This window comes from Streptomyces parvus (assembly GCF_032121415.1).
GTDB classification, from domain to species: domain Bacteria; phylum Actinomycetota; class Actinomycetes; order Streptomycetales; family Streptomycetaceae; genus Streptomyces; species Streptomyces globisporus_A.
On record NZ_CP135079.1, the window covers coordinates 1,660,149 to 1,684,665 of the forward strand.

Annotated in this window: 14 protein-coding genes and 1 pseudogene; 4 read left to right on the forward strand and 11 right to left on the reverse strand. The window is 71.5% G+C overall.

What is annotated here, in order from left to right:
- Nucleotides 1-74: 74 nt before the first annotated feature.
- Nucleotides 75-803 carry a TetR/AcrR family transcriptional regulator gene (locus tag RNL97_RS08615; protein WP_030583760.1) on the forward strand — a complete coding sequence of 243 codons (729 nt, stop codon included), beginning with the start codon at nt 75-77 and terminating at the stop codon, nt 801-803.
- Between the two features lie 3 nt (nt 804-806).
- Here RNL97_RS08615 and RNL97_RS08620 read toward each other — a convergent pair whose 3' ends face one another.
- From RNL97_RS08620 to RNL97_RS08660, 9 genes are all read right to left on the reverse strand, one after another.
- A complete protein-coding gene (locus tag RNL97_RS08620; RefSeq protein ID WP_030583764.1) occupies nt 807-1,511 on the reverse strand; it encodes a DUF2470 domain-containing protein in 705 nt (234 codons plus the stop codon).
- 115 nt (nt 1,512-1,626) lie between these two features.
- Nucleotides 1,627-3,717, reverse strand: coding sequence for an ATP-binding protein (locus RNL97_RS08625; RefSeq protein ID WP_030583767.1), 2,091 nt, complete (start codon nt 3,715-3,717; stop codon nt 1,627-1,629).
- A gap of 183 nt (nt 3,718-3,900) precedes the next feature.
- A complete protein-coding gene (pulA, locus tag RNL97_RS08630) occupies nt 3,901-9,219 on the reverse strand; it encodes a pullulanase-type alpha-1,6-glucosidase (protein WP_243313855.1) in 5,319 nt (1,772 codons plus the stop codon).
- A gap of 82 nt (nt 9,220-9,301) precedes the next feature.
- A complete protein-coding gene (locus tag RNL97_RS08635; RefSeq protein ID WP_030583775.1) occupies nt 9,302-11,029 on the reverse strand; it encodes a carbohydrate-binding module family 20 domain-containing protein in 1,728 nt (575 codons plus the stop codon).
- Between the two features lie 430 nt (nt 11,030-11,459).
- A complete protein-coding gene (locus RNL97_RS08640) occupies nt 11,460-12,503 on the reverse strand; it encodes a LacI family DNA-binding transcriptional regulator (protein ID WP_032765639.1) in 1,044 nt (347 codons plus the stop codon).
- Nucleotides 12,500-14,176, reverse strand: coding sequence for a glycoside hydrolase family 13 protein (locus tag RNL97_RS08645; protein ID WP_030583781.1), 1,677 nt, complete (start codon nt 14,174-14,176; stop codon nt 12,500-12,502). The genes RNL97_RS08640 and RNL97_RS08645 overlap by 4 nt, the downstream gene beginning before the upstream one ends.
- 111 nt (nt 14,177-14,287) lie before the next feature.
- Entirely contained in the window at nt 14,288-15,166 is an 879-nt protein-coding gene (locus RNL97_RS08650; RefSeq protein ID WP_030583784.1) for a sugar ABC transporter permease, read from the reverse strand.
- Nucleotides 15,163-16,182, reverse strand: coding sequence for a carbohydrate ABC transporter permease (locus RNL97_RS08655; protein ID WP_030583787.1), 1,020 nt, complete (start codon nt 16,180-16,182; stop codon nt 15,163-15,165). Before RNL97_RS08655 ends, RNL97_RS08650 begins: the two co-directional genes overlap by 4 nt.
- A gap of 19 nt (nt 16,183-16,201) precedes the next feature.
- Nucleotides 16,202-17,470 (reverse strand): extracellular solute-binding protein, encoded by a 1,269-nt coding sequence (locus tag RNL97_RS08660; RefSeq protein ID WP_030583789.1) that lies wholly within the window; start codon nt 17,468-17,470, stop codon nt 16,202-16,204.
- A gap of 346 nt (nt 17,471-17,816) precedes the next feature.
- Here RNL97_RS08660 and RNL97_RS08665 point away from each other — a divergent pair, with 346 nt between their 5' ends.
- Both RNL97_RS08665 and RNL97_RS08670 read left to right on the forward strand, forming a co-directional pair.
- On the forward strand, nt 17,817-18,860 hold the full coding sequence (locus tag RNL97_RS08665; protein WP_030583791.1) for a LacI family DNA-binding transcriptional regulator: 1,044 nt from the start codon (nt 17,817-17,819) through the stop codon (nt 18,858-18,860).
- 76 nt (nt 18,861-18,936) lie between these two features.
- Nucleotides 18,937-19,947: a phosphatase PAP2 family protein gene (locus RNL97_RS08670; RefSeq protein WP_032765601.1), complete on the forward strand. Its 1,011-nt coding sequence runs from the start codon at nt 18,937-18,939 to the stop codon at nt 19,945-19,947.
- A gap of 106 nt (nt 19,948-20,053) precedes the next feature.
- Here RNL97_RS08670 and RNL97_RS08675 read toward each other — a convergent pair whose 3' ends face one another.
- Entirely contained in the window at nt 20,054-23,050 is a 2,997-nt protein-coding gene (locus RNL97_RS08675; protein WP_030583797.1) for a bifunctional [glutamine synthetase] adenylyltransferase/[glutamine synthetase]-adenylyl-L-tyrosine phosphorylase, read from the reverse strand.
- A 171-nt stretch (nt 23,051-23,221) separates the two neighbouring features.
- Here RNL97_RS08675 and RNL97_RS08680 point away from each other — a divergent pair.
- Nucleotides 23,222-23,680 (forward strand): annotated as a pseudogene (locus tag RNL97_RS08680) (pyridoxamine 5'-phosphate oxidase family protein); the annotation flags it as partial.
- 14 nt (nt 23,681-23,694) lie between these two features.
- Here the strand turns inward: RNL97_RS08680 and RNL97_RS08685 are convergent.
- Complete coding sequence (locus tag RNL97_RS08685) at nt 23,695-24,486, reverse strand: putative protein N(5)-glutamine methyltransferase (RefSeq protein ID WP_030583804.1); 792 nt, start codon at nt 24,484-24,486, stop codon at nt 23,695-23,697.
- Nucleotides 24,487-24,517 lie beyond the last annotated feature (31 nt).

The window sequence follows — 24,517 nt, forward strand, 5'->3', positions numbered from 1 at the left end:
GCCGTCGCGCGGCAGGCGGCAGTGTGACGACAGGCCCTGGGGTCCGCCGTGCGCGCCCCGGATAGGCTGTTCGCATGACGACCGGGGTGCGGCGCAGGATGGGCGTCGACGAGCGCAGACAGCAACTGATCGGCGTCGCGCTGGACTTGTTCAGCCGCCGCTCGCCCGAGGACGTGTCGATCGACGAGATCGCCGCCGCCGCGGGGATCTCGCGTCCGCTGGTGTACCACTACTTCCCCGGGAAGCAGAGCCTGTACGAGGCGGCGCTGCGCCGGGCCGCCGACGAGCTGGCGGCCCGCTTCCTGGAGCCGCTCGAAGGGCCCCTGGGGGCGCGGCTGCTGCGGGTGATGGGGCGGTTCTTCGACTTCGTCGACGAGCACGGCCCGGGCTTCTCGGCGCTGATGCGCGGCGGGCCCGCCGCCGGCTCCTCGACGGCGAACGCCATGATCGACGGGGTGCGGCAGGCCGCGTACGAGCAGATCATCACGCATCTCGGGGTGGGCGAACCGCCCGCCCGGCTGGAGCTGGTGGTCCGCTCCTGGGTGTCGCTCGCCGAGTCGACGGCGCTGATCTGGCTGGACGGGCGGCGCATTTCGCGCGAGGAGCTGGAGATGCAGCTGGTGCACGACTTCGCGGCGCTGGCCGCCGTCAGCGCCGCGTACGACCAGGAGATGGCGGGCATCGTGCTGCGGGTGCTGTCCCAGGAGCCGGCGGACGGCCCGTTCGGGGACCTGCTGGCCCGGCTCTCCGCGTTCGCGCCGGACGGGCCGCCGGTCCCGGCCCAGCGGCCGGCGAAGCCGTAGGGCTCAGGCGGGCAGGCCGTTGCGGTGGGAGACGCGGCGGGCGGCGGCCAGCAGGGCGTGGATCTGCGGGCCCGCCTGGTCGATCTCGGTGACCGGGCGGGGGAACGGCAGCCGGACGTCCTCGTGGGCGTTCGGGTATTCGAGCCGCAGGGTCACGCCGTACCGGTCCATCGCCAGCGGCACGGCCCGGGTCATGCCGCGCTCCGGGCGGGGGTGGACCAGGCGCAGCAGCAGCGGGACCAGTTCGGCGTGGTCGTCCACGAGATGGGTGAGCATGCCCGCCTCACAGGCGGCGATCGGATCGGTCTCCGCCTCCTCCAGCTCCTCCAGGGTGACGAAGGTGCGGCCCTCGGCATCCTCCAGGACGGCCTGCCCGAACTCCATGCACGTGGACTGCTCGGTGCCGGTGCTGTACGGGGAGGCCAGCAGCCCGGTGACCGTGACGCGGGCGCGCAGCCGGTCGCGTACGGGGGTGGCGGCGATGTCCGTGAACTCCAGGCGGGCCGGGACGCGTTCGGCGGTCGGCGCGCGGCTGCCGTCGTCCGGGGCATGCAGGTGGATGTGGCCCATCGCGCCCGTGCCGTCGAGGCGGCGGACCTCGGTGTGCAGTCCGTCGCTGACCACCGTCATGGAGTGGGCGACGGTCAGGATCGACCGGACACGCTCGGCGCGGGTCGGCTGCGTGGCGCGGGGGCGGTGAAGACGCATCCGAGTTCTCCAGGGAGGGTCAGCGGAACCCAAGCGGCGACTTAGGTATGCCTAACCTTACCCATTGGCGGTGGATGCGGGTAGTCCGGAACCACGAATGACGCTCACACCCTGGTCAGAGCTGTAGTTCGGTGCGCAGGGCGGCAGCGAGGCCGACCTCGGCGTTGTCCGACTGGCCGCGCTCGAAGGCCCGCTGGTACGCCTCGTCGCCGACGGCCGCCCGCGCCTGGCGTTCGCACCGCTCGCGGACCGGGGCCAGCTCGGGTGTGCCGCGCTGGGGGTGGCCGACCATCCGCCAGTACGCGTGCCCGGTGCCGTAGACCCGGGCGGCCTGGGCACCGGCGCCCTGGGCGGCGATGGCGGCGGCCAGGAGGTCCAGGCCCAGTGCGATGCCGAAGCTGTCGCGGAGCCGGTGCTTGCCCGCGAGCATCGCCCGGGCGTGCGTGGCGGAGGCCTCCGGGCGGCCCTGGAGCAGGGCGATCAGGGCGAGCTGGTAGTCCGCGTAGGAGCGGGTCCAGAACTCACCGGCGCGTTCGCAGGCGCGGCGCAGCGCGGTGGCCGCCGCCTCGGACTCGGCGAGCCGGCCCAGCGCGGTGAGCGCGAAGACGGTGACGAGGCGACAGCGCAGCCGGTGGCCGGAGTCCACGGGGACGCCCTCGGTCATCCGCAGGACGCGCCCGGCCGCCTCCAGGGCCGCCGCGGGCTCCCCGGTCATCAGCCGGGTGAGCCCGGAGAGGTACGTGGCGCCGAGCATGCCCTCGTCGTCCCGGTCGTACAGAGCGGTGGCCGTGCAGAGCGCCCCGTACTTCTCGGCGGTCGCGAAGTCGCTCTGGAGCAGGGCCGCGACGCCGAGGACCCACTGCAGCCTGGTCCGGTGGGGTCCCTCGGCGGGGCCCGCGTCCAGGGCGCGCTGGGCGTAGTTCCGGGCTTCGGAGAGGTGGCCGCAGCAGGCCCAGAAGAAGCCGACCCGGCCCGCCATCTCCTGGGCCCCCTCGACGTCGTGGGCGAGCAGGTGCTCCAGGGCCGCGCACAGGTCCAGGTGGGTGTCGGACACCTTGTGGTACCAGGACACCTGGTCCGGTCCGGTCCAGCCCTCGTGGGCGCGGCGGGCGAGGCCGAGGAAGCTTCCGGCGTGCCGGTCGGCGGCGGCGCGGGCCTCGCCCAGCTCGGCGAGCCACATCCGGCCGTACTCGCGCAGCGTGTCGAGCATCCGGTAGCGGTCGCCGTCGCGCTGGACGACGGACTGGGCGACGAGCCCCTGGAGCGCCCGGTCCACCTCGTCGGGGGTGAGCGGTCCCCCGGCGCAGACCTCGCGGGCGACCTCCGCGTCGAAGTCGGTGCGCAGCGGGGTGAGCCTGGCCCACAAAAGGCGCTCCAGCGGGGTGCACAGCTCGTGCGACCAGCCGATGGCGGTGCGCAGGGTGCGGTGGCGGCGGGGCCAGACGTTCTCGTCGGCGAGGAGGTCGAGGCGGGAGCCGCCGGGGGCGAGGGCGACGGTGCCGTTCCGGGTGTCGAAGCGGGTGCCGATCCGGGTGGCGAGCTGGGCCACGCTGTGCCGGCCGATGCCCGCGGCGGCCAGTTCGATGGCGAGCGGGATGCCTTCGAGGCGGCGGCAGATCTCGGCGGCGGCCGCCTCGTCCCCGGGGGCGTCGAGGCCGGCCCGGGGGTCGGTGGCGCGCAGCCGGTCGGCGAAGAGCTGGAGGGCGTCGGGCGCGCCGTCGACCGGGAGCGGCGGCACCTCGACGACGTGCTCGCCGCGGGTGCCGAGCGGCTGCCTGCTGGTGACCAGGACGGTCAGGCCGATCGAGGTGGTCAGGATTTCGGCGAGCAGGTGGGAGCAGGGTCCGCGGAGGTGTTCGGCGGAGTCGAGGACCAGCAGGAGGTGCTTGTCGCCGAGCCATTCGCAGAGCGCCTCGACGGGCATGCGAAGGGTGTGGTCGGCGAGTCCGACCGCGTCCGAGACGGTGGGGAGCAGCAGCCGGTCGTCGTAGAGCGGGGAGAGGTCGGCCCACCATGCGCCGTCCGGGTAACGGTCGGCGACCGCGCGGGCCGCCCGGAGCGCGAGCCGGGTCTTGCCGACCCCGCCGGGGCCGATCAGGGTGGTCATCCGCCGGGTGGTCAACGCGGTGTGCAGCCGGGCCAGTTCGGCCCGCCTCCCGACGAAGCTGCTCGTCTCCTCGGGAAGGTATCCCACCTTGGTCATCATCACCGTCCGCACGCTGGGGCAGGGGGCGCCGGTGAGCCGACCGCTCCGGGCGGGATCCCGCCACGCGAACCGGGCCGGTCCCGGCCACCCCCGTCGGGGTGGCCGGGACCGGCCGGACGGTGCCGGGGACGGCTGTCGCGGCTCCGTTGCCGACGTCTGCCGTCACCGTAGTGCCGTGGGAGGTCAGCGCAGGGTGAAGACGGCCGCGGTGCGTCCCGGTACGGTGAAAGTGGCTGATTTGCCGTCGTACCTGGCTCGTTTGACAGTAAGGTCCGCGCCCTTGGCCTGGACCGGGTGCAGCGCGTACGTCTTCCCCGCCGGTGCGGCGAGCCGCTGGGTGGCGGCGTCCGGGGCGGCGTTGAGGACGACGACGAGCTTGCCGAGGCGCATGGTGATCACGCCGGGGGTCTCGTCCTTGCCGGAGAGCGGGAAGGACAGGGCGGACTGCACCTGGTCCGCGGTGCGCAGGGAGAACTCCTTCTCGGTGGAGCGGATGGCGAGCAGGTCGCGGTAGGCGGCCGAAGCCCCGTCGATCTCGGCGCAGTCGGGGGCGATGGTGCCGGTGGCGGCCAGGAGCGGCTTGGCGTACGACCACTTGTCCCGGTTGTCGGCGGCGGGCGGGAGACCCCGGCCGAAGCCGTTGCCGTCGCGGCAGTCCCAGTGCAGGGCGTTGAACCAGTCGCCGCTGTCGTAGGAGTTGCGGTCCAGGGACTTGGAGCGCAGCAGGTCGGTGCCCGCCTGGGAGAGCGAGGGCCCCTGGGAGAGGACGGAGGCGGCCATCGCGACCACCTGGGCCCTGGCCCGCTCGGCGGCCGTGGAGTCGGCCGGGAGCTTGAAGGCGAGGGCGTCGAAGAGGGTCTCGTTGTCGTGGGCGTCGGAGTAGGCGAGCGCGTCGCCGGGTGCGGCAGCGTATCCGGCCGGCGCCCCGTTGTAGTCGACGTCGGCGCCCTTGACCGTACGCCCGGAGGTGTCGGTGAAGGTGTAGCCGGCGAGGTTGCCGGTGAGGCCGACCTTGATCAGGTCCTGGTAGTGCAGCAGCCGGGCCTTCTGCTCGGCCCGGGCGCCGTTGGCGGGCGAGGAGTTGGGGTCGGTGTAGAGGCCGGAGGCGAAGCCCTGGACGCCGGGGTCCTCGTCGAAGGGGCCGCCACCGCGCACGGCGTCGCGGGCCCGGTCGGAGAAGGTGGCGATGCCGGTGCCGGCCATGTTCTTCTGGGTGGCCTGGACGAAGCGGGCGTCGTCCGCGATCTCGCCGAAGTTCCAGCCCTCCCCGTACAGGATGATCTTCTTGCCGTCGACGCCGTCCTCGGCGGGGGTGAGCCGGTCCAGCGCCTTGCGGACCGCAAGGATGTTGTCCTTGGGGTGGTGGCCCATCAGGTCGAAGCGGAAGCCGTCGACCTTGTACTCCTTGGCCCAGGTGACGACGGAGTCGACGACGAGCTTGCCCATCATGGTGTTCTCGGGGGCGGTGTTGGCGCAGCAGGTGGAGGTGGCGACGGTGCCGTCCTCCAGGAGCCGCTGGTAGTAGCCGGGCACGATCTTGTCGAGCACCGACTTGTCGTCCTGCCCGGAGGCGACGGTGTGGTTGTAGACGACGTCCATGACGGTGCGCAGTCCGGCCTTGTTGAGACCCTGGACCATCTGCCGGAACTCGACCGTGCGCTCGGTGCCGTCCGGGTCGGAGGCGTAGGAGCCCTCGGGGACGGTGTAGTGCAGCGGGTCGTAGCCCCAGTTGAAGCCGTCCTTTGCGGCGGCCTTGCTCACGCACTCCTGCTGCTTCTCGGAGTCGGGTGCGGAGGCGGTCAGGTCGCAGTCGGGCGTCGCCTGGTCCTTCTTCTTCTCCGGGATGGTCCCGATGTCGAAGACGGGCAGCAGGTGGACGTAGCTCGTGCCGGAGTCGGCGAGCTTCTTGAGGTGCCGCATGCCCTTCGAGCGGGTGTCGGTGAAGGCCCGGTACTCACCGGGGTGCTTCGCCGTGCGGTCCGTGACGGAGAAGTCCCGGACGTGCAGCTCCTGGATCTGGGCGTCCCGCAGCGGGGTGGCGGCGGGCTTCTTCAGACCGGACCAGCCGCGCGGCGCCAGCTCGGGGTCGGTGAGGTCGACGACGAGGCTGCGGGCGGAGTCGGCGGTCAGGGCGGTGGAGTAGGGGTCGGTGACCCTGTTGGTCACCACCTTCTGGACGGTGGGGGCCCAGACGGTCACGGCGTACCGGTAGGGCTTGCCCTGCCAGCTCTTCCTTCCGGTGACGGACCAGACGCCGGTGCGGTCGTCGCGCTTCATCGGGACGGTACGGCCGTCGAGTTCGAGGGCGACGGCCTGTGCGGTGGGGGCCCAGACGGAGAGGGTGGGCGTCTTCTCGCGGAAGACCGGGCCGAGTTCGGCCGAGGCGGCCTTCCTGCCGTACAGGTCGTCCAGGATTCCGGCCGTCTGTACGCCGGTGGCGGCGAGCAGGGCCCCGTTGGCGGCGCGCTGGGTGGCGATCAGCTGGCCCCGCAGGGACTCGCGGACGCGGTCGCGGTCGCGGGCGTCGACGGTGAACGCCGGATAGTCCTTCAGGTGGGGGAACTCGGCCTTCTGGGCGTCGCTCAGCTCGCCCTGCTGGAGCCGCAGCCACTGCCCCTCCTCGGAGAGCGCCCCGTCGACGACGGAGATGCCGCCCTTCTTCGCGTACACGAGCTGCTGGCTGGTGGCGTCGGTGGTCTTCACCTTCCAGACGACGGTGTCGGCGTCGATCCACTGCGCCTCGGCCCTGGACAGGTCGGGGGCCGCGCCGCCGCCGGTCTGCGGGAGGAGGTAGCCGGGCTTGCCGCCGAGCATCCAGACCTCGTGGCCGTAGGTGGCGAGGTCGAGGGACTGGTCGCTGGGCAGGTCCTTCTCGTCGCCCTTGTGCAGGATGTAGCCGAGGCTGGTGGCGCCGTCGACGAGAGGCACCTCGAAGGTGACCCCGTAGGCGTCCTTCTTCACCGGCATCAGCGGCTCGGCCCAGTCGGTGGGTTCCCTGGCACCGGTCCAGGTGTGCAGCCCCCAGCCGTCGTAGTTCCCGTCCGGACGGTGGTAGTGGAGGACGGCCTTGGTGGTGTCCTGCGGCGGGGTCTCGGGGGCTTCGGCCGTCTGCCCGTCCTTGCCCTGCTCGATCCAGACCTGTCCGGTCACGCCGAGGTCGATGGTCCGCTGCGGTCCGTCGGCCGTGCCGTTCTTCTCGACGGTGTACGGGACGGAGTCGGTGCCCTTCTCCAGGTCGATCCAGGCGAACGCGCCGTAGGCGTCCCGCCCGATGAACGCGGCGGTCTTCCCCCCGGCCTTGAGCTGCCAGCCGTCGTAGTCGCCGTCGGGGCGCTGGTAGTGGACGACGGCCCGGTCGCGCTCGACGGCGACGGGCTTGCCGGGCGGCGGCGCCTGACCGGCGGTGGTGGACGCCAGGGCGCTGGAGGTGCGGCCGGTGCGGTCGACGACGACGGCCTTGTAGCGCAGCGGGGTGCCCGCCTTCACCGTCGCGTCGAGGTGCTGGGTGACCCGGTACGGGGCGTGGTCGGCGGTGCCGAGCGTCTGCCACGTGCCGTTGCCGACCTGGGCGGCGAAGACGACCCGGTTGAGCTGTCCGCCGTCCACGTCGGCGGCGATCCCGACGGTGCCGGTGGCGCCGGCGGCGGGGACCTTCAGCGAAACCGCGGGCTTGGCGGCGGGGGCGCCGACGGCCTTGTCCGCCTTGAGCACCAGGCTGGTCAGGGCGGGCACGGTGACGGTGACCTTCTTGTCCTTGCCACTGCGGACCGTGCCGGAACCGCCGTACAGGGTACGGAAGTTCATCTCGGTCGACTCGGTGGCGAGCTGGACCTCCCTCGGGCTCGCGCTGTTGTTGGAGGCGACGAGGTACTCGTACGGCCGCTCGGTCGCGATGCGCGAGGTGGCGTACACCGAGCCGTCCGCGAGCCGCTCGATCTGGGTGCCGTCCCGCAGTGCCGGGTGCTCCTCGGTGAGCTGGGAGAGCGCGGCGATGGAGCGGTAGACGGGGTGCTTCGTGTCGTACGCGTCCGAGGCGTGGGTCCGGTCGGTGCCGAGCTGGTCGTCGTCGAGGTAGTCGGCTGTCTTCGAGGCGAAGAGGGTCTGGCGGGAGTCCTTGTCGCCGCCCGCGCCGGTGAAGCCCTGCTCGTCGCCGTAGTAGACCACCGGGTTGCCGCGGCCGAGGAACATCAGCTCGTTGGCGAGCCGGGCCCGCTTCAGCAGCTCGGCGTCATCGGCCTTGGGGTTGTCCTGCCTGAGGAAGGTCCCGATCCGGCCCATGTCGTGGTTGCCGAGGAAGGTGACCTGCTCGTAGGCGTTGGCCTTGCCGGTGGTGTAGCGGAAGTCGTTGCCGTACACCGAGGCGAGCTTCTCGGCCGGAGCGCCCTGGGAGGCGAACTGCCGGACGGCGTCCTGGAACGGGAAGTCCAGCGTGGAGTCCAGGCGGCCCCGGGTCACGTACGGGGATGTGACCTCGGTGTCGGCGGAATAGACCTCGCCGAACATGAAGAAGTCGTCCCGGCCGCGCTTGGCCGCGTACTCGTCGAGCGCGGTGGCCCACTGGGTCCAGAAGTCCAGGTCGACGTGTTTGACGGTGTCGATGCGGAAGCCGTCGATGTCGAAGTCGCGGACCCACTTCTCGTAGATCTTCTCCATGCCCCTCACGACCTCGGGACGCTCGGTCCACAGGTCGTCGAGCCCGGAGAAGTCGCCGTACTCGTTGGACTCTCCGGCCCACGTCGAGTCGCCCCGGTTGTGGTACATGGTGGGGTCGTTGAGCCAGGAGGGCACCTTCTTTCCGGTGCCGGGGGCCTGCACCGGGGTGTACGGGAAGGAGCCCCGGTCCACCTTCTCGACGCCCTCGCGGTCGTCGAACGGGCGGCCGTCCTGGTCGAGGTAGGGGAAGGCGCCCTTGGGCTTGTAGCCGTAGGCCTTCTCCGCGTGGTCGACGGTGTCGGCGGTGTGGTTGGTGATGACGTCGAAGAAGACCTTCATGCCCTTGGCGTGGGCCTTGTCGATCAGCTTCTCCAGGTCGGCGTTGGTGCCGAAGTGCGGGTCGACCTGGGTGAAGTCGGTGATCCAGTAGCCGTGGTAGCCCGCCGACGCGTCCTTGCCGGTGCCCTGGACGGGCCGGTTCTTGAAGATCGGCGCCATCCAGATGGCGGTGGTGCCGAGTCCCTTGATGTAGTCGAGCTTCCGAGTGAGCCCCTTGAGGTCGCCGCCCTGGTAGAACCCCTTGTCGGTGGGGTCGTAGCCGTGGTCGAGACGTGAACCGGTCAGCCCGCCCCGGTCGTTGGAGGCGTCGCCGTTGGCGAAGCGGTCGGGCAGCACGAAGTAGAACTGCTCGCGCGTCAGGTCGTGCCGGGCCGGCTCACGGGCGAGCTCGGCGTCCGAGGGCGGGGCCGGCGGCCGGGGTGACGCGGCGGCCGTGGCCGCCGGGACGACGGGCAGCAGCGCCGCGCACAGGGCGGCCACCGCCCCTCGCCTGAGGGTGGTTCGGGACACGGAGGGTGCTCCTCGGCTGATGTCAGGAGGTGGGCCGCGGGCCGGTGGCGCCGCCACCGGCCCGCGGAGAAGGGGGTACGGGTCAGCCGCGCCAGACGTCGGCGGTGAGCGTGACCTTCCCGGAGGCCGGGACGGTGGCGGTGCGGTTGGCGCCGCTCTCCCAGGTGACGTTGCCGGCCGCGTCCTTGCGGACGTACTTGTAGGCGAACGTGGTCCCGGCGGGCAGGGCCACGTCCAGCTTCCACACGGGGTACGCGGCCGGGTCGAGCTTGGGGGCGTTCGCCGGGTTCCAGTTGCCGAGGGCGGCCTGGTCGCCGGTGACGTGGATGTTCTGACCGGGCTGGGTGGTGGCGTTGACGCCGAAGGAGGCGCCGGAGGAGCCGTTGCCGGGGCCGGGGTTCGTGCCGCCGCCCCCGGAGCATGTACGGGCGCCCGTGTGCAGGGCGACGGCGGTGCCGGCCGGGACGGTGGCGGTGAACTGGCCGGAGCCGTTGACGGTGACGCCCTTGCCGGACTGGACGTCGCAGTAGTCACCGGCGGGCAGCGAGGTCTGGAAGGTCCGGTTCAGCGCGGAGCCCTCGTGGTTGATGGCGACGTACGCCTTGTTCCCGCGGCCGAAGGCGATCTGGTCGCCGCCGTTGTCCCACCAGTTGGTGACGGCCTGGCCGCGTGCGGTGTTGCGGAAGCCGACCATGGAGGAGATCTCGCGCCAGGCGTGCTGGCACTTCCAGCCGTCGCTGTAGCAGGCGTTGACCTGTCCGCCGCCGGGCGGTCCGGCGTCGTGGTCGCTGAACTCGTAGCCGGAGTGGACGTCCGGGGAGCCGTAGGGGTAGGCCAGCATGAAGACGTTGGCGAGGGTGTAGGCGGAGCCGTTCTTGTAGTTGAGGGTGTCGCCGCCCCGCTCGGTGTCGTGGTTGTCGACGAAGACGCCGGACTTGCCGGACGCCATGAAGCCCCAGCCCTCACCGAAGTTCTTCAGGTGCGCGAGGTTCTCGTTGAGGAAGACCTGCTTGAGGCTCCGCCCGTAACGGAACTCCTGGACGTCCCCGGTGCCGAGGTATTCGGAGGGCGAGACGGCTTCGCCGGCCCCGTGGATCGCCTCCTGCTTCCAGTAGACGTTCGGGTTGGCCAGCCGGGACTTGATGTCGGCCAGGTCGGCGGCGGGCATGTGCTTCGCGGCGTCGATGCGGAAGCCGTCCACGCCGAGCGAGAGCAGGTCGTTGAGGTATCCGGCGATCTTGCCGCGTACGTAGTCCTCGCCGGTGTCCAGGTCGGCGAGGCCGACCAGTTCGCAGTTCTGGACGTTGCCGCGGTCGTTGTAGTTGCTGATCTGGGACCGGCAGTCGTCCATGTCGGCGCCGGAGTAGAGGCCCGGGTAGTCGTACTTCGTGTACGCGGAGCCGCCGGTGCCGGTGCCGTTGCCCGCCGCCATGTGGTTGATGACGGAGTCCGCGACGACCTTCACGCCCGCCGAGTGACACGTGTTGACCATGGCGGAGAAGGCGGCCCGGTCACCGAGACGGCCGGCGATCCTGTAACTGACGGGCTGGTAGGAGGTCCACCACTGGCCGCCCTGGATGTGCTCCTGGGGCGGCGAGACCTGGACGTAGCCGTAGCCCGCCGGACCGAGGGTGTCCGTGCATGCCTTGGCTATGGAGGCGAACTTCCACTCGAACATCACGGCGGTGACGTCCTTGTCGCCCGGAGCGGCGGCCTGCGCGGGGGACGCGGCGCCGAATCCGGTGGGGACGACGAGGGCGGCGGCGCCGGCCACGAGGGCGAGCGCGGCAGACAGTGGTCTGCGGGCCATGTCTTTCCTCCTGCGGGTGGGGGAAACGCGGGTGACGGTGCAGCCTCAGTCGGCAACGCGCCATGCCCTCAAGGCTTCTGAAGGTTCTTGCTGCAAGAATGCAAACCTTGCCGCGGAGCAGACCGTACGAGCCCTCCCCCTGCCGGTCAACCCTTTGGACACACGCTGCTCATATCCGCGAAACGAAGCAGTTTTCTTCCTGCAAGGTCTTTCGCAAGATATTGCGGGCCTGTTACGTTGCCTTCGACTCCGGTCCGGTCGGCCGAGGGTTCCGGTCCCGTCTCGCGGTTCCGGACTCCACGCGCCCGGCCGGCCGGGCCGGTCACGACAAGAGAGGCACCCGGAGTCGCTACAACTCCCCGCCGGCCCTTCCTGGGCCGACTCCTGGTGCCTCTCCTGTACGTGTCCCCCGCGGCCCCGCCGGACCGCTCTACACGCGCGCCGCCGCGGTCGAGCCCCGTACGACCAGCTCCGGCTGGAAGACGTACTCCGTGCGCTGCACCGGGCTCCCGCCGATCTCCTCCAGCAGCGCCCCCACCGCGGCCGCCGCCATCGCCTGCACGGGCTGGCGCACGGTGGTCAGGGGCGGGTCGGTGAACGCGATGAGCTGGGAGTCGTCGAAGCCGACGACCGAGACGTCGCGCGGTACGTCCAGTCCCCTCCCCCGCGCGGCGCGGACCACGCCCAGCGCCATCAGGTCGCTGCCGCAGACGATGCCGGTGCACCCCGCGTCCAGCAGGGCGCCCGCCGCCACCTGGCCGCCCTCGACGCTGAACAGGGTGGAGCAGACGAGCGTTTCGGCCTCGGACCGGTCCATGCCGAGCACCGAGGCGGCCGCCTCCACGAACCCGTCCCGCTTGCGGCGGGAGGGGACGTAGCGCTGCGGGCCGATGGCCAGGCCGATCCGGCGGTGGCCGAGGTCGGCGAGGTGCTGGAGGGCCATCCGTACGGCAGCGTTGTCATCGGGCGAGACGAACGGGGCGCTGATGCGCTCGTTGTACCCGTTGATCAGGACGAACGGCACGCCGCGCTCGGAGAGCGCGGCATACCGTCCGGGGTCGGCGGAGGTGTCCGCGTGCAGCCCGGACAGGAAGACGATGCCGCCGACGCCGCGCTCGACGAGCTGCTCGACGAGTTCGTCCTCGGTGGCCCCGCCCGGGAGCTGGGTGCAGAGCACGGGGGTGTAGCCGTGCCCGGCCAACACCTGTTCGACGGACTGCGCGAACGCCGGGAAGATCGGGTTGGTGAGCTCGGGCGTCACCAGACCGATCAGTCCGGCGCTGCGCTGCCGCAGCCGTACGGGGCGTTCGTAGCCCAGGATGTCGAGCGCCGCGAGCACCCGCTGACGCGTGGAGTCCGCGACGCCCTGCTTCCCGTTCAGGACCCGGCTGACCGTCGCCTCGCTGACCGCCGCCTGTCCGGCGATGTCGGAGAGGCGGGGCGCGGCGGTGGTCCTGGGCGCGGGGAGTGTCACACCGTCCACCACACCGTGGTGTCGGCGGGCAGCTCGGCCTCTGCGCCGTCCACGGTGACCGGGGAGCTGGCGAGCAGCACCCGGCCGCGGGCGGCGGTACGGACGGGGGCGCCGGTGGTGTTGACGGTGCAGACGAAGCCGGGGCGGGCGAAGACGAGGACGCCTTCGGGGCCGTCCAGCCATTCGACGTCCGTGCCCGCGCCGAGGCCCGGGTGTTCGCGGCGGGCGGCGATGGCGGCCCGGTACAGCTCCAGGGTGGAGCCCTCCACTCCGGTCTGCGCCTCGACGGACAGCTCGCCCCAGCCGGCGGGCTGCGGGAGCCAGCTGCCGCCGTCGCCGAAGCCGTAACTCGTGCCCTCGCGGGTCCACGGGATCGGGACGCGGCAGCCGTCGCGGAAGCCGTCCTGGCCCTCGGCGCGGAAGAACGACGGGTCCTGGCGGGCCTCGTCGGGCAGGTCGGTGACGTCGGGCAGGCCGAGCTCCTCGCCCTGGTAGACGTAGGCGGAGCCGGGCAGGGCGAGCATCAGCAGGGAGGCGGCGCGGGCGCGGCGCAGGCCCAGCTCGCGGTCGCCGGGGGTGCGGATCTGGGTGCCGAGGCCGGGCGGGTTGGCGTACCGGGTGGCGTGCCGGGTGACGTCGTGGTTGGAGAGCACCCAGGTGGTGGGGGCGCCGACCGGGCGCATGGCGTCGAGCGAGGAGTCGATGACCTTGCGGAGCTCGGCGGCGTCCCAGGCGGTGGCGAGGTACTGGAAGTTGAACGCCTGGTGCATCTCGTCGGGGCGCACGTAGTTGGCGGTGCGCTCGACGGTCGGGGTCCACGCCTCGGCGACGGCGATCCTCTCGCCGGGGTACTCGTCGAGGATGGTGCGCCAGCTGCGGTAGATCGCGTGCACACCGTCCTGGTCGAAGAACGGCATGACGTCGTTGCCGAGCAGCTTGAGCTGGTCGTGGGTGCCGAGGTCGGGCAGCCCCTCGGCCTTGACGAGGCCGTGGGCGACGTCGACCCGGAAGCCGTCGACGCCCATGTCGAGCCAGAAGCGCAGGATGGAACGGAACTCGTCGGCGACGGCCGGGTGTTCCCAGTTGAAGTCGGGCTGCTCGGGGGCGAAGAGGTGGAGGTACCAGTCGCCGGGGGTGCCGTCCGGGTTCACCGTACGGGTCCAGGCGGGGCCGCCGAAGATGGACTCCCAGTCGTTGGGCGGGAGTTCACCGTCGGCGCCCTTGCCGGGGCGGAAGTGGTAGCGCTCGCGCAGGGCGGAGCCGGGGCCCTCGGCCAGGGCGCGCTTGAACCACTCGTGCTGGTCGGAGGAGTGGTTGGGGACCAGGTCGACGATGACGCGCAGGCCCAGGCCGTGCGCCTCGCGGATCAGCGCGTCGGCGTCCAGCAGGTTGCCGAACATGGGGTCGATGGCCCGGTAGTCGGAGACGTCGTAGCCCGCGTCGGCCTGCGGGGATGCGTAGAAGGGGGAGAGCCACACCGCGTCGACGCCCAGGTCCCTGAGGTGGGGCAGGCGGGCGGTGACGCCGGGGAGGTCGCCCATGCCGTCGCCGTTGCCGTCGGCGAAGCTCCGCGGATAGACCTGGTAGATCACCGCGTCCTGCCACCAGCCGGTGCGGTGGCCCGGGGCGTCGTCGGACGTGCCGGTGGAGGGGGCAGCGAGGTGCTGGGTCATGTCGTCCCTGGGGTGTCTGGGTGGGGAGCGGCGCCGGTGACCGGGTCGGGGTTTCCGGCGCCGCCGTGACGGGTGCGGTGATGCGTGCGGGTGCGGGGCGTCGTGGCGGTGTCAGCCCTTGACGGCTCCGGCGGACATGCCGGTGACCAGGTGCTTCTGGGCGAAGAGGAACACCAGGGCGGCCGGGATGGCGATGAGGACGGAGGCCGCGGTCATGGGACCCCACTGGGCTCCGTACTGGTTGACGAACTTCTGGAGTCCGCCGGCCAGCGTGAGGTTCTCGTCGCCGACCAGGAAGGCGGAGGCGTAGGCGACTTCGCCCCAGGCGGTGATGAAGGAGTAGAACGCGGTGACGGCGAGGCCCGGCTTGGCCAGCGGCAGGATCAGCCGGAAGAAGGTGCCGAACGGGGTGAGGCCGTCGACCTCCCCCGACTCGTCGATCTCGCGCGGGATGGTGTCGAAGAAGCCCTTCATCATCCAGGCGCAGAACGGCACCGAGATGGTGAGGTAGGTGATGACGAGACCGGCCGGCTGGTTGAGCAGCCCCAGGGTCGACATGATGTTGTAGATCGGCACGATGAGGACGGCGACCGGGAACATCTGGGTGATCAGCAGCGTCCACATCAGCCCGCGCTTGCCGGGGAAGCGGAAGCGGCTGACCGCGTATCCGGTGGTGGCGGCGACGAAGACGCCGATCACGGTGGAGAGCGCGGAGATGATCACGGAGTTGGCGAACCAGTTGAGGAACTCGGTGTCGCGGATGAGGTTCGTGTAGTTGACGAGCGTCGTCTCGCGGAAGAAGTCCGTGGTGGTCGCGTACTTGGCGGGCTTGAGCGAGGTCAGCAGGACCCACAGCACCGGGAAGACCGCGATCACCGAGGCGGTGATCAGGGTCAGGTGGAGGCCGGCGGAGGCGAGCGGGGAGCGCTCGCCGCGGAGGCGGACCTTGCGCACGGCGTGCCGGGCGGGGGTGTCGGTCACGGTGGTCACCAGTTGTCTCCCTGGGAGCGCAGGACCCGCCGGTAGACGACGGCGAAGACCATCAGGAGGACGAGGATCAGCACGCCCCACGTGGAGGACTGCGCGTAGTCGCGCGGGCTGATCTCGAAGGAGAACTTGTACGCCTGGGTCACCAGGATCTGGGTCGCCTCACCGGGTCCGCCGCGGGTCAGCAGGAAGATCACCGGGAACATGTTGAAGGTCCAGATGGTGGAGAGCAGGATCACCGTGGTGGAGACCGGGCGCAGTCCGGGCAGCGTGATGTGGCGGAAGCGCTGCCAGGCGGTCGCGCCGTCCATCTCGGCCGCCTCGTACTGCTCGGAGGGGATGGACTGGAGTCCGCCGAGGAGGGCGACCATCATGAACGGGACGCCGAGCCAGACGTTGACGGCGATGACCGCGAACTTGGCCCAGGTCGGGTCGTTGAGCCACGGGACGGCGTCGAAGCCGGCGCCCCCGAGGATCTTGTTGAGCAGGCCGCGCTCCTCGTTGTAGAGGAAGCGCCAGGCGAAGACGGAGACGAAGCCGGGGATGGCCCAGGGCAGGATGAGGGCCATGCGGTAGGCGGAGCGTCCGGCGATACGGCGGTTGAGGATGTTCGCCAGGGCCATGCCGAGGGCGAACGTGATGCTCACGCAGGAGACCGTCCACACCAGTGTCCAGCCGAGCGTGCCGAGGAACTGCGAGCCGGTCAGCGCGTCGACGTAGTTGTCGGCGCCGATGAACTCGTAGGTGGCGGGGATCTCGTTGACCCCGATGGAGCGGGCGACGTTGCGCTCGTCTGCGTCGGTCAGCGAGAGGTAGATACCGCGGACCAGCGGATAACCGATGATCACGCCGATCACGACGACGACCGGGGCGACCATGGCCCAGGCGTACCAGTGGACCGACAGGGCGCGCCGGAGGCGGCCGGGGGTCGGCGGTGGGGTGCCAGTACCGCGGCTCCGGCCGCGGGCGGTGTTCTCGCCCGCGGCCTTCACCACCGACTGGCTGGTGTGGACAGCCATCAGTCGGCCAACCTTCCTGTTACTTCCAGTCCTTCAGGAGCTTGCGGTACGAGTCGCCGGTGGCCTTGGCGGCCTTCTCCGGCGTGGTCTGGCCGGTGAGGACCTTGGTGTACTCGATGCGCAGCGGCTCGAAGAGGCTGCCGCCCTCCGGGATCCAGGGGCGCTCGACGGCGGTCTCGACGACCGGCTTGAAGAAGCCGACGATCTCGCTGTCGACCGCTTCCTTCTTGGCGTACGCGGAGGTGCGGGTGGGCAGCAGGTTCAGCTCGCCGGCGGCGGTGGCCTGGCTGTCCACGGACGTCATGTACTCGACGAAGGCGTAGGAGGCGTCGAGGTTCTTGGAGCCGGCGTAGACGGCGAGGTTGTGGCCGCCCTGCGGGGCGCCCTGGGCGGCGGAGCCGGCCGGGACCGGGGCGACGCCCAGGTTGTCCTTGTCCGTGAACTCACTGCCGGTCAGGGTGTCGGCGACGGCCCAGGGGCCGTTGATCATCATCGCGACGTCGCCGTTCTTGAACGCCTGCATCATGTTCTCCCAGCCGTCCGAGGCATCCGTCTTCGCGGTGCCGTCGTCGACCAGTTCCTTGACCGCCTTGAACGCCTTGACGCCCTCGGGCTTGTCGATGGTGACGCTCTTGGAGCCGGCGTCGACCATGTCGCCGCCCTCGCCGTACAGGAAGGAGAGGAAGTAGTACGGGTCGTCGCCGCGGAGGTAGAGGCCGGTCTTGCCGGTCTTGTCCTTGATCTTCTTGGCGACGGTCTTGAGGTCGGCCAGGTCGGCGGGCGCCTCGACACCGGCCTCCTCGAACATCTTCTTGTTGTAGAAAATGCCCATGGAGTCGATGACCTGCGGGACGGCGTAGGTCTTGTCCTCGTACTTGGTGGACGCGACGGCCTGCTTGAGGAAGTCGTCCTGGTTCTTCAGGGCGGCGGTGCCGTCCAGCGGGGCCAGGTAGCCGAGGTTGGCGAAGTCCGGCGTCCAGGCGACCTCGGAGCGGATCACGTCGGGCGCGCCGTCGCCGGCCTGGGCGGCGTTCTTGAACTTGTTCTGCGCCTCGCCGAAGGGCACGTTGACGTACTTGACGTCGACCTTCGGGTGCTTCTTCTCGAAGCCTTCGGCCAGCTTCTTGAAGACCTTGTCCTCGCTGCCGACGCTGGAGGTGTCCCACCAGGTCACGGTGCCGGAGAGCTCGCCCGAGCTCTTGCTGCCGGTCTCGTCGTCGCTGCCGCAGGCGGTCGCCGCGAGCGCCAGGGCCGCGACCAGGGCGGTGGCCGTTATGCCACGTCGCATCTGAACTCCTTCAACTGCCGTACCGCTCCGTCGCGGCGCCGGGTCGACGTGAACGTAACAAGGATGAAAGACGACCGAAAGACCTTGCGGAAGATTTCTGCAAGCCTTGGTGATCGTTACATTCGCGTGTCCTCAAGGTTGCCGTCAAGCCCCTTGACGACCCTCGCCCACCCCTGGCAGGGGCGGGCGGGCCTGGCCATATCCACAGGGCGACGATCCGGCAACGGTCCGCGATCCGGGCCCGCAAGTCCTTGCAAGGCGTTGCCGGAAGCCCGCCCGAAACCCCGTCCCACACGGCCCCCCGCACAGTGGGCAATCCGACACGGGCCCGGTACAGTCGCATCCCATGACCGCACGGCTTGCCGATATCGCAACTCAGGCGGGGGTCAGCGAAGCGACGGTCAGCCGAGTCCTGAACGGCAAGCCCGGAGTCGCGGCGGCCACCCGCGAATCCGTCCTCGCGGCGCTCGACGTCCTCGGCTACGAACGCCCGGTGCGGCTGCGCAGGCGCAGCGCGGGGCTGGTCGGCCTGATCACCCCGGAGTTGGAGAACCCGATCTTCCCGGCGCTGGCCCAGGTCATCGGCCAGGCGCTGACGCGGCAGGGCTACACCCCGGTGCTGGCGACCCAGACCCCCGGCGGCTCCACCGAGGACGAACTCACCGAAATGCTGGTGGACCGGGGCGTCTCGGGCATCATCTTCGTCTCCGGGCTGCACGCGGACACTTCGGCGGATATGCAGCGCTACGAGCAACTGCGCGGCCAGGGCGTCCCCTTCGTCCTGGTGAACGGCTTCTCCGCCAAGGTGCAGGCGCCGTTCATCTCCCCGGACGACCGGGCGGCGATGCGGCTGGCGGTGACGCATCTGGCGGCGCTCGGCCACACCCGGATCGGCCTGGCGGTCGGCCCCAAGCGCTTCGTTCCGGTGCTCCGCAAGATCGAGGGCTTCCACGCGACGATGCGGGAGCAGCTGGGCCTCGCCGAGGAGGAGATCGAGAAGCTGGTCCAGCACTCCCTGTACACGCTGGAGGGCGGCCAGGCCGCCGCCACCGCGCTGATGGAGCGCGGCTGCACGGCGGTCGTGTGCGCGAGCGACATGATGGCGCTCGGGGCGATCCGGGCGGCCCGCCGGGAGTCGAGGGAGGTCCCCCGGGACCTCTCCGTGGTCGGCTACGACGATTCGCCCCTCATAGCGTTCACGGACCCGCCGCTGACGACGATCCGGCAGCCGGTGACGGCGATGGGCCAGGCCGCGGTCCGTACGCTCCTGGAGGAGATCGGCGGAACCCCGGCCCCGCACAGCGAGTTCGTCTTCATGCCCGAGCTGGTGGTTCGCGGCTCGACGGCCGCCGGACCCGCAGGCGGTTCGGGGTCGGCTCCTCGTCCTTGAGGTGCAGGACGTGCGGCCGGAACCCGACCGGAGGATGATCGTAGGCAGAGGAAGCTCTATGGAAGACTCTCTGCCTATGGGTGAAACACAGGTGACAGCACAGGAAGGCCGGTCGACGGCCGGTCCTTCACCCATCGCGGCCGGGGCGGCCCCCGAGACCGCCGCCGCGTCGTCCACGCCTCCCCCGGCCACCGGGAAGGCCGGTCGGTCGGCCCGCATCCGCTCGCTGCGGACGCCCGGCCGCCCCCGGCTCTGGTTCGAGATCCTGCTCATCGCGGTCAGTTACTGGCTGTATTCGCTCGTGCGCAATGCCGTCCCCGAGCAGAAGGCGGCGGCGCTGCGTAACGCGGACTGGATCTGGTCGGCGGAGAAGTCCCTGGGCCTCGCCTTCGAGGAATCGGTCAATCACGCGGTCAATTCCGTGACGTGGCTGATCGTGTCGATGAACTACTACTACGCGACGCTGCATTTCGTCGTGACCATCGGCGTCCTCGTCTGGCTGTTCCGACGCCATCCCGGCCGCTACGCCGCGACCCGGCTGGTGCTCTTCGCGACGACGGCCGTGGCCCTGCTCGGCTACTACCTCTATCCACTGGCGCCACCCCGTCTGATGAACGGCGCGAACTTCATCGACACGGTCCTCGTGCACGAGACGTGGGGCTCGATGGCCTCGGGCAACTTCAAGAACATGTCGAACCAGTACGCGGCGATGCCGTCGATGCACATCGGCTGGTCGCTCTGGTGCGGTCTGACGATCTTCGCCCTGGCCTCGGTGCCGTGGGCCCGGGTCCTGGGCCTGCTCTACCCGACCCTCACCCTGGTCGTCATCGTGGCCACCGCCAACCACTTCTGGCTCGACGCGGTGGGCGGCATGGCCTGCCTCGCGTTCGGTTACGCGGTCTCCCGCGTCTGGTACGGCTCGCTGCCGCACCGGCTGCCGAAGGGGGTGCCCGGGGTGGCGGAAGGCCGGCTGACCGGACTGCGCGCGGCACGCCTGCCCCGCCCGGCGTCAGAACCGGATCCGAAGGCACCGCCCAAGCCGGGGGCGGAGGCCGAGCCGGAGGCGGCCGGGGCGCGCATGCCGTAGCGGCCGTGCCGTAAGGACTGCGTCTTCTCCAGCCCCTCCGACGCTTTGGAGCGGGGTCGGGGGCGGAGCCCCGTAGGGGCCCGGGGCCGGGCCCCGGGCGATACCCTCAGCCCGCCGCCCCGTAGAACCGCTCCTCCACCACCGCCCGGGCCCGCCGAGTGATCCGCCGGTAGTCGTCCAGCATGTCCCCGACATGCCCCGGCTCGTACCCCAGATACCGCCCCACGGCCGCCAGCTCCCGAGGATCGGACGGAAACGTGTCGCCAGGCCGCCCACGCACCAGCATCACCGCATTGCGCACCCGCGCCGCCAGCACCCACGCCTCGTCCAGCGTCTGCGCGTCCTCCGCCGGGATCAGGCCGGCCGCGCACGCGGCGGCCAGCGCCTCCCGCGTCCGCGTCGTGCGCAGGCCGGGCTCCGCCCACCCGTGCTGCATCTGGATCAACTGGACGGTCCACTCCACATCGCTCAGCCCGCCCCGCCCCAGCTTCGCGTGGAGCGTGGGGTCCGCGCCGCGCGGCATCCGCTCGGACTCCATCCGCGCCTTGAGCCGGCGGATCTCGCGTACGGCGTCCTCGCCGAGCCCCTCCACCGGATACCGCAGCGGATCGATCAGCTCGACGAAGGACCGCCCCAGCTCCTCGTCACCCGCCATGAGTTCGGCCCGCAGCAGCGCCTGGCTCTCCCAGACCAGCGACCAGCGCCGGTAGTACGCCTCGTACGACTTCAGCGTGCGCACCATCGGCCCGGTCCTGCCCTCGGGGCGCAGATCGGCGTCGATGAGCAAGGGCGGGTCGGCGGTCGGCAGTTGGAGCAGTCGCCGCATCTCCCCCACGACCGCGTTGGCCGCCTTCCCCGCCTCCTCGTCGCTCACGCCATCGCGCGGCTGATGGACGAAGAGGACGTCGGCGTCGGAGCCGTAACTCAGCTCGTGTCCGCCGAAGCGGCCCATGCCGATGACGGCGAACCGGGTCGGCAGGGTGTCGCCCCACCGCTCGCGGACGGCGGCGCGCAGCGCGCCCGCGATGGTGACGGCGTTGAGGTCGGTGACGGCGGAGCCGACGCGGTCGACGAGGGCCCCGTGGTCCTGCTCGGCGGGGCTGTCCTCGGTGCCGTACGAGCCGATGAGGTCGGCGGCCGTCGTACGGAACAGCTCCCGGCGGCGCACCCCGCGCACCACCGCGACCGCCGACTCCGCATCGCCCGCGCGCCCCACCGCGGCCAGCACCTCCTGCTCCAGGTGGTCCCGGGTGCGCGGCTTCAGCCCCTCCGGGTCGCCGAGGATCGCCACAGCCTCCGGGGCCCGCATGAGGAGGTCCGGCGCGAGGCGGCCGGCGGAGAGGACCCGGGCGAGGTTCTCCGCGGCGGCGCCCTCGTCGCGCAGGAGCCGCAGATACCACGGGGTCTTGCCGAGTGCGTCGGACACCTTGCGGAAGCCGAGGAGCCCGGCGTCCGGGTCGGCGGAGTCCGCGAACCAGCCGAGGAGCACCGGCAGCAGCGTGCGCTGGATGGCGGCCTTGCGGGTCACCCCGGAGGAGAGTGCCTCCAGGTGCCGCAGGGCGGCCGCCGGGTCGGCGTACCCGAGGGCCTCCAGACGGATCGCGGCGGCCTTCGCGCTGAGCCGGGACTCGCCGGGGGCCAGCTGGGCGACGGCGTCCAGCAGCGGCCGGTAGAAAATCTTCTCGTGCAGCCGCCGTACGACGGAGGCGTGCCGCTTCCATGCCTTGTTCAGCTCGGCCACCGGATCCGTGCGCATGCCGAGCGACCGGCCGAGCCGCCGCAGATCCGCCTCGTCCTCGGGGACCAGGTGGGTGCGGCGCAGCCGGTGGAGCTGGATGCGGTGCTCCATCGCCCGCAGGAAACGGTACGCCTCGTCCAGCTGGGCGGCGTCCGCGCGCCCCACGTACCCGCCCTCGGCGAGCGCCCGCAGCGCCTCCAGGGTGGAGCCGCTGTGCAGCGAGGCATCGCTGCGCCCGTGCACCAACTGGAGGAGCTGGACCGCGAACTCGACGTCCCGCAACCCGCCGGGGCCGAGCTTCAGCTCGCGCTCGATGCGGTCGGCGGGGATGTTGTCGACGACCCGGCGGCGCATCTTCTGCACATCGGGGACGAAGTTCTCCCGGTCGGCGGCCCCCCAGACGAGCGGTGACACCGCCTCGACGTACTCCGCGCCCAGCTCGGGGTCGCCGGCCACCGCCCGGGCCTTCAACAGGGCCTGGAACTCCCAGGTCTTGGCCCAGCGCTGGTAGTAGGCGAGGTGGGAGCTGAGGGTGCGCACGAGCGGCCCGTTGCGGCCCTCGGGGCGGAGGTTGGCGTCGACCTCCCAGATGGTGCCCTCGACCGTGGTGTCGGAGCAGATCCGCATCATGTGCGCGGCCAGCCGGGTGGCGGCCTGCATGGCCTTGGTCTCGTCGACCCCGACGCGCGCCTCTCCGACGAAGATCACGTCGACGTCGGAGACGTAGTTCAGCTCCCGCCCCCCGCACTTGCCCATCGCCACGACGGCGAGCCGGCACTGCGCGGCGTCCTCGGGCGCGGCGGTACGGGCGATGGCGAGCGCGGCGCGCAGGGTGGCGGTGGCGAGGTCGGCCAGCTCGGCGGCGGTCTGGGCGAGACCGGTCGTCCCGCACACGTCCCGGGCGGCGAGGGTGAGCAGGCACCGACGGTAGGCGACCCGCAGCGAGTCCGGGTCGGCGGCGCCGGCGAGCCCCTGCTCGAACTCGGCGACGCCGGGGTTCAGGTCGGCCGACTCGTACGTGACGAGCGCCTGCCAGTCGCGCGGGTGCCTGGCCAGGTGGTCCCCGAGCGCCTCGGAGGCGCCGAGGACCCCGAGGAGCCGGTCGCGCAGGGGCTTGGCGGTGATGAGGGTGTCGAGCAGCACCTGCCGCTCGCTCTCCTCCCCCGCCTCCACGATCCGGACCAGTCCGCGCAGGGCCAGATCGGGGTCGGCGGTCACCCCGAGCGCTTCCAGGAGGACCGGATCGGACCGTACGGAGGCGAGCGCGTCCAGGCCGAGGAGGTGCTCGGCGGCGGACGGGTCGGTGAATCCGTGCCGCAGCAGCTTGGTGAACGTACTGCTTCTGCGCCCCGGCGCGGTCGTCATCCCGTGCTCTCCTGCCAGCCGAACCGATCTGCGGAACTGCTCGGCCGGCGTCCCTGCCGGCGTCACAGCTCTCCGAGCCTAGTCCTGTGCCGATGAATTCGGGGCGGGGGCGGAGTCCACCCGTTGGGGGAAAGACCTGGCAGCACCGCCTGACACCACCCCGGAGGAACCATGTCCCCGAACCAGCAGCCCCCGGCCACCGAGCTGGACGCCCGCTACAGCAGCGAGGGGGCGACGGCCCGCCCCTGGCCGGAGACGGCCGCCGCACTGACCGGCGCCCCGCTGTACTGGCTCTCCACGGTCCCTCTCGACGGCCGCCCCCACGTCACCCCGCTCATCGGCGTCTGGTCGCAGGGCGCCCTCCACTTCTGTACGGGCCCGGCGGAACGCAAGGCCCGCAACCTGGCGGCCAACCCCGAGGTGGTCCTGACGACGGGGGCCAACACCCTCGACTCGGGTTTCGACGTGGTGGTCGAGGGCCGGGCGGACCGGGTGACGGACCACGGCCGGCTCGCGGAGCCGGCCCGGGAGTGGGAGGCGAAGTACGGTGCCGACTGGCACTTCGACGTCGCGGACGGCAGCTTCGTCCAGGCGGAGGCGGGCCACGCCCATGTGTTCGCCGTACAGCCAGACGCGCCACCGCTTCACGTGACCCGGCGGGCCGTGCCGATGACGACGGTGGCGTACAGCTCCTCGGAGACCCGGACCCGCGGGGTGAGCCCGGCGGCGCGCAGAATCTCCGCCGCGACATCCCGCTGCCGCTCACTGGCCTCCACCAGGATGCTGCCGCCCGGGGCGAGCCAGTCGGGTGCTTCGGCGGCGACCCGGCGCATGACGTCGAGGCCGTCGCCGCCCCCGTCGAGGGCGACGCGCGGTTCGTGGACGCGGGCCTCGGCGGGGAGCAGCTCGACATCGGCGGTCGGAACGTACGGAACGTTGGCAAGGAGCACGTCGACGCGGCCGCGCAGGGCGGTGGGAAGGGGGTCGAAGAGGTCGCCCTCGTAGACCTGTCCGAGGCCGTCGACGTTGCGCCGCGCGCAGCGTACCGCGGCGGGTTCGACGTCACAGGCGTACAGGTCGACCCGGTCCAGGGCGGTGGCGAGGGCGACGCCGAGCGCACCCGAACCGCAGCAGAGGTCGACGACGACGGCCCGGCGGGGTGCGAGGGCGGCGGCCTGCGCCACGAGGAACTCCGTACGCCGCCGGGGCACGAAGACACCGGCGTCCACGGCGAAGCGGCGGCCGCGGAACTCCGCCCAGCCCAGGACGTGTTCGAGCGGGAGCCCGGCGGCGCGGCGCTCGACGAGTGCGGACAGCTCGTCGGGGGAAGCGGCGGCCTCGTGGAGGAGGAGGGCCTCGTCCTCGGCGAAGACGCACCCGGCGCGGCGGAGGGCGAGGGCGGTGGTGGAGAGGGAGCTGATGGGGCGAACGGACATACGAGCGAAGCCTTTCGGGAAAACCGATGGG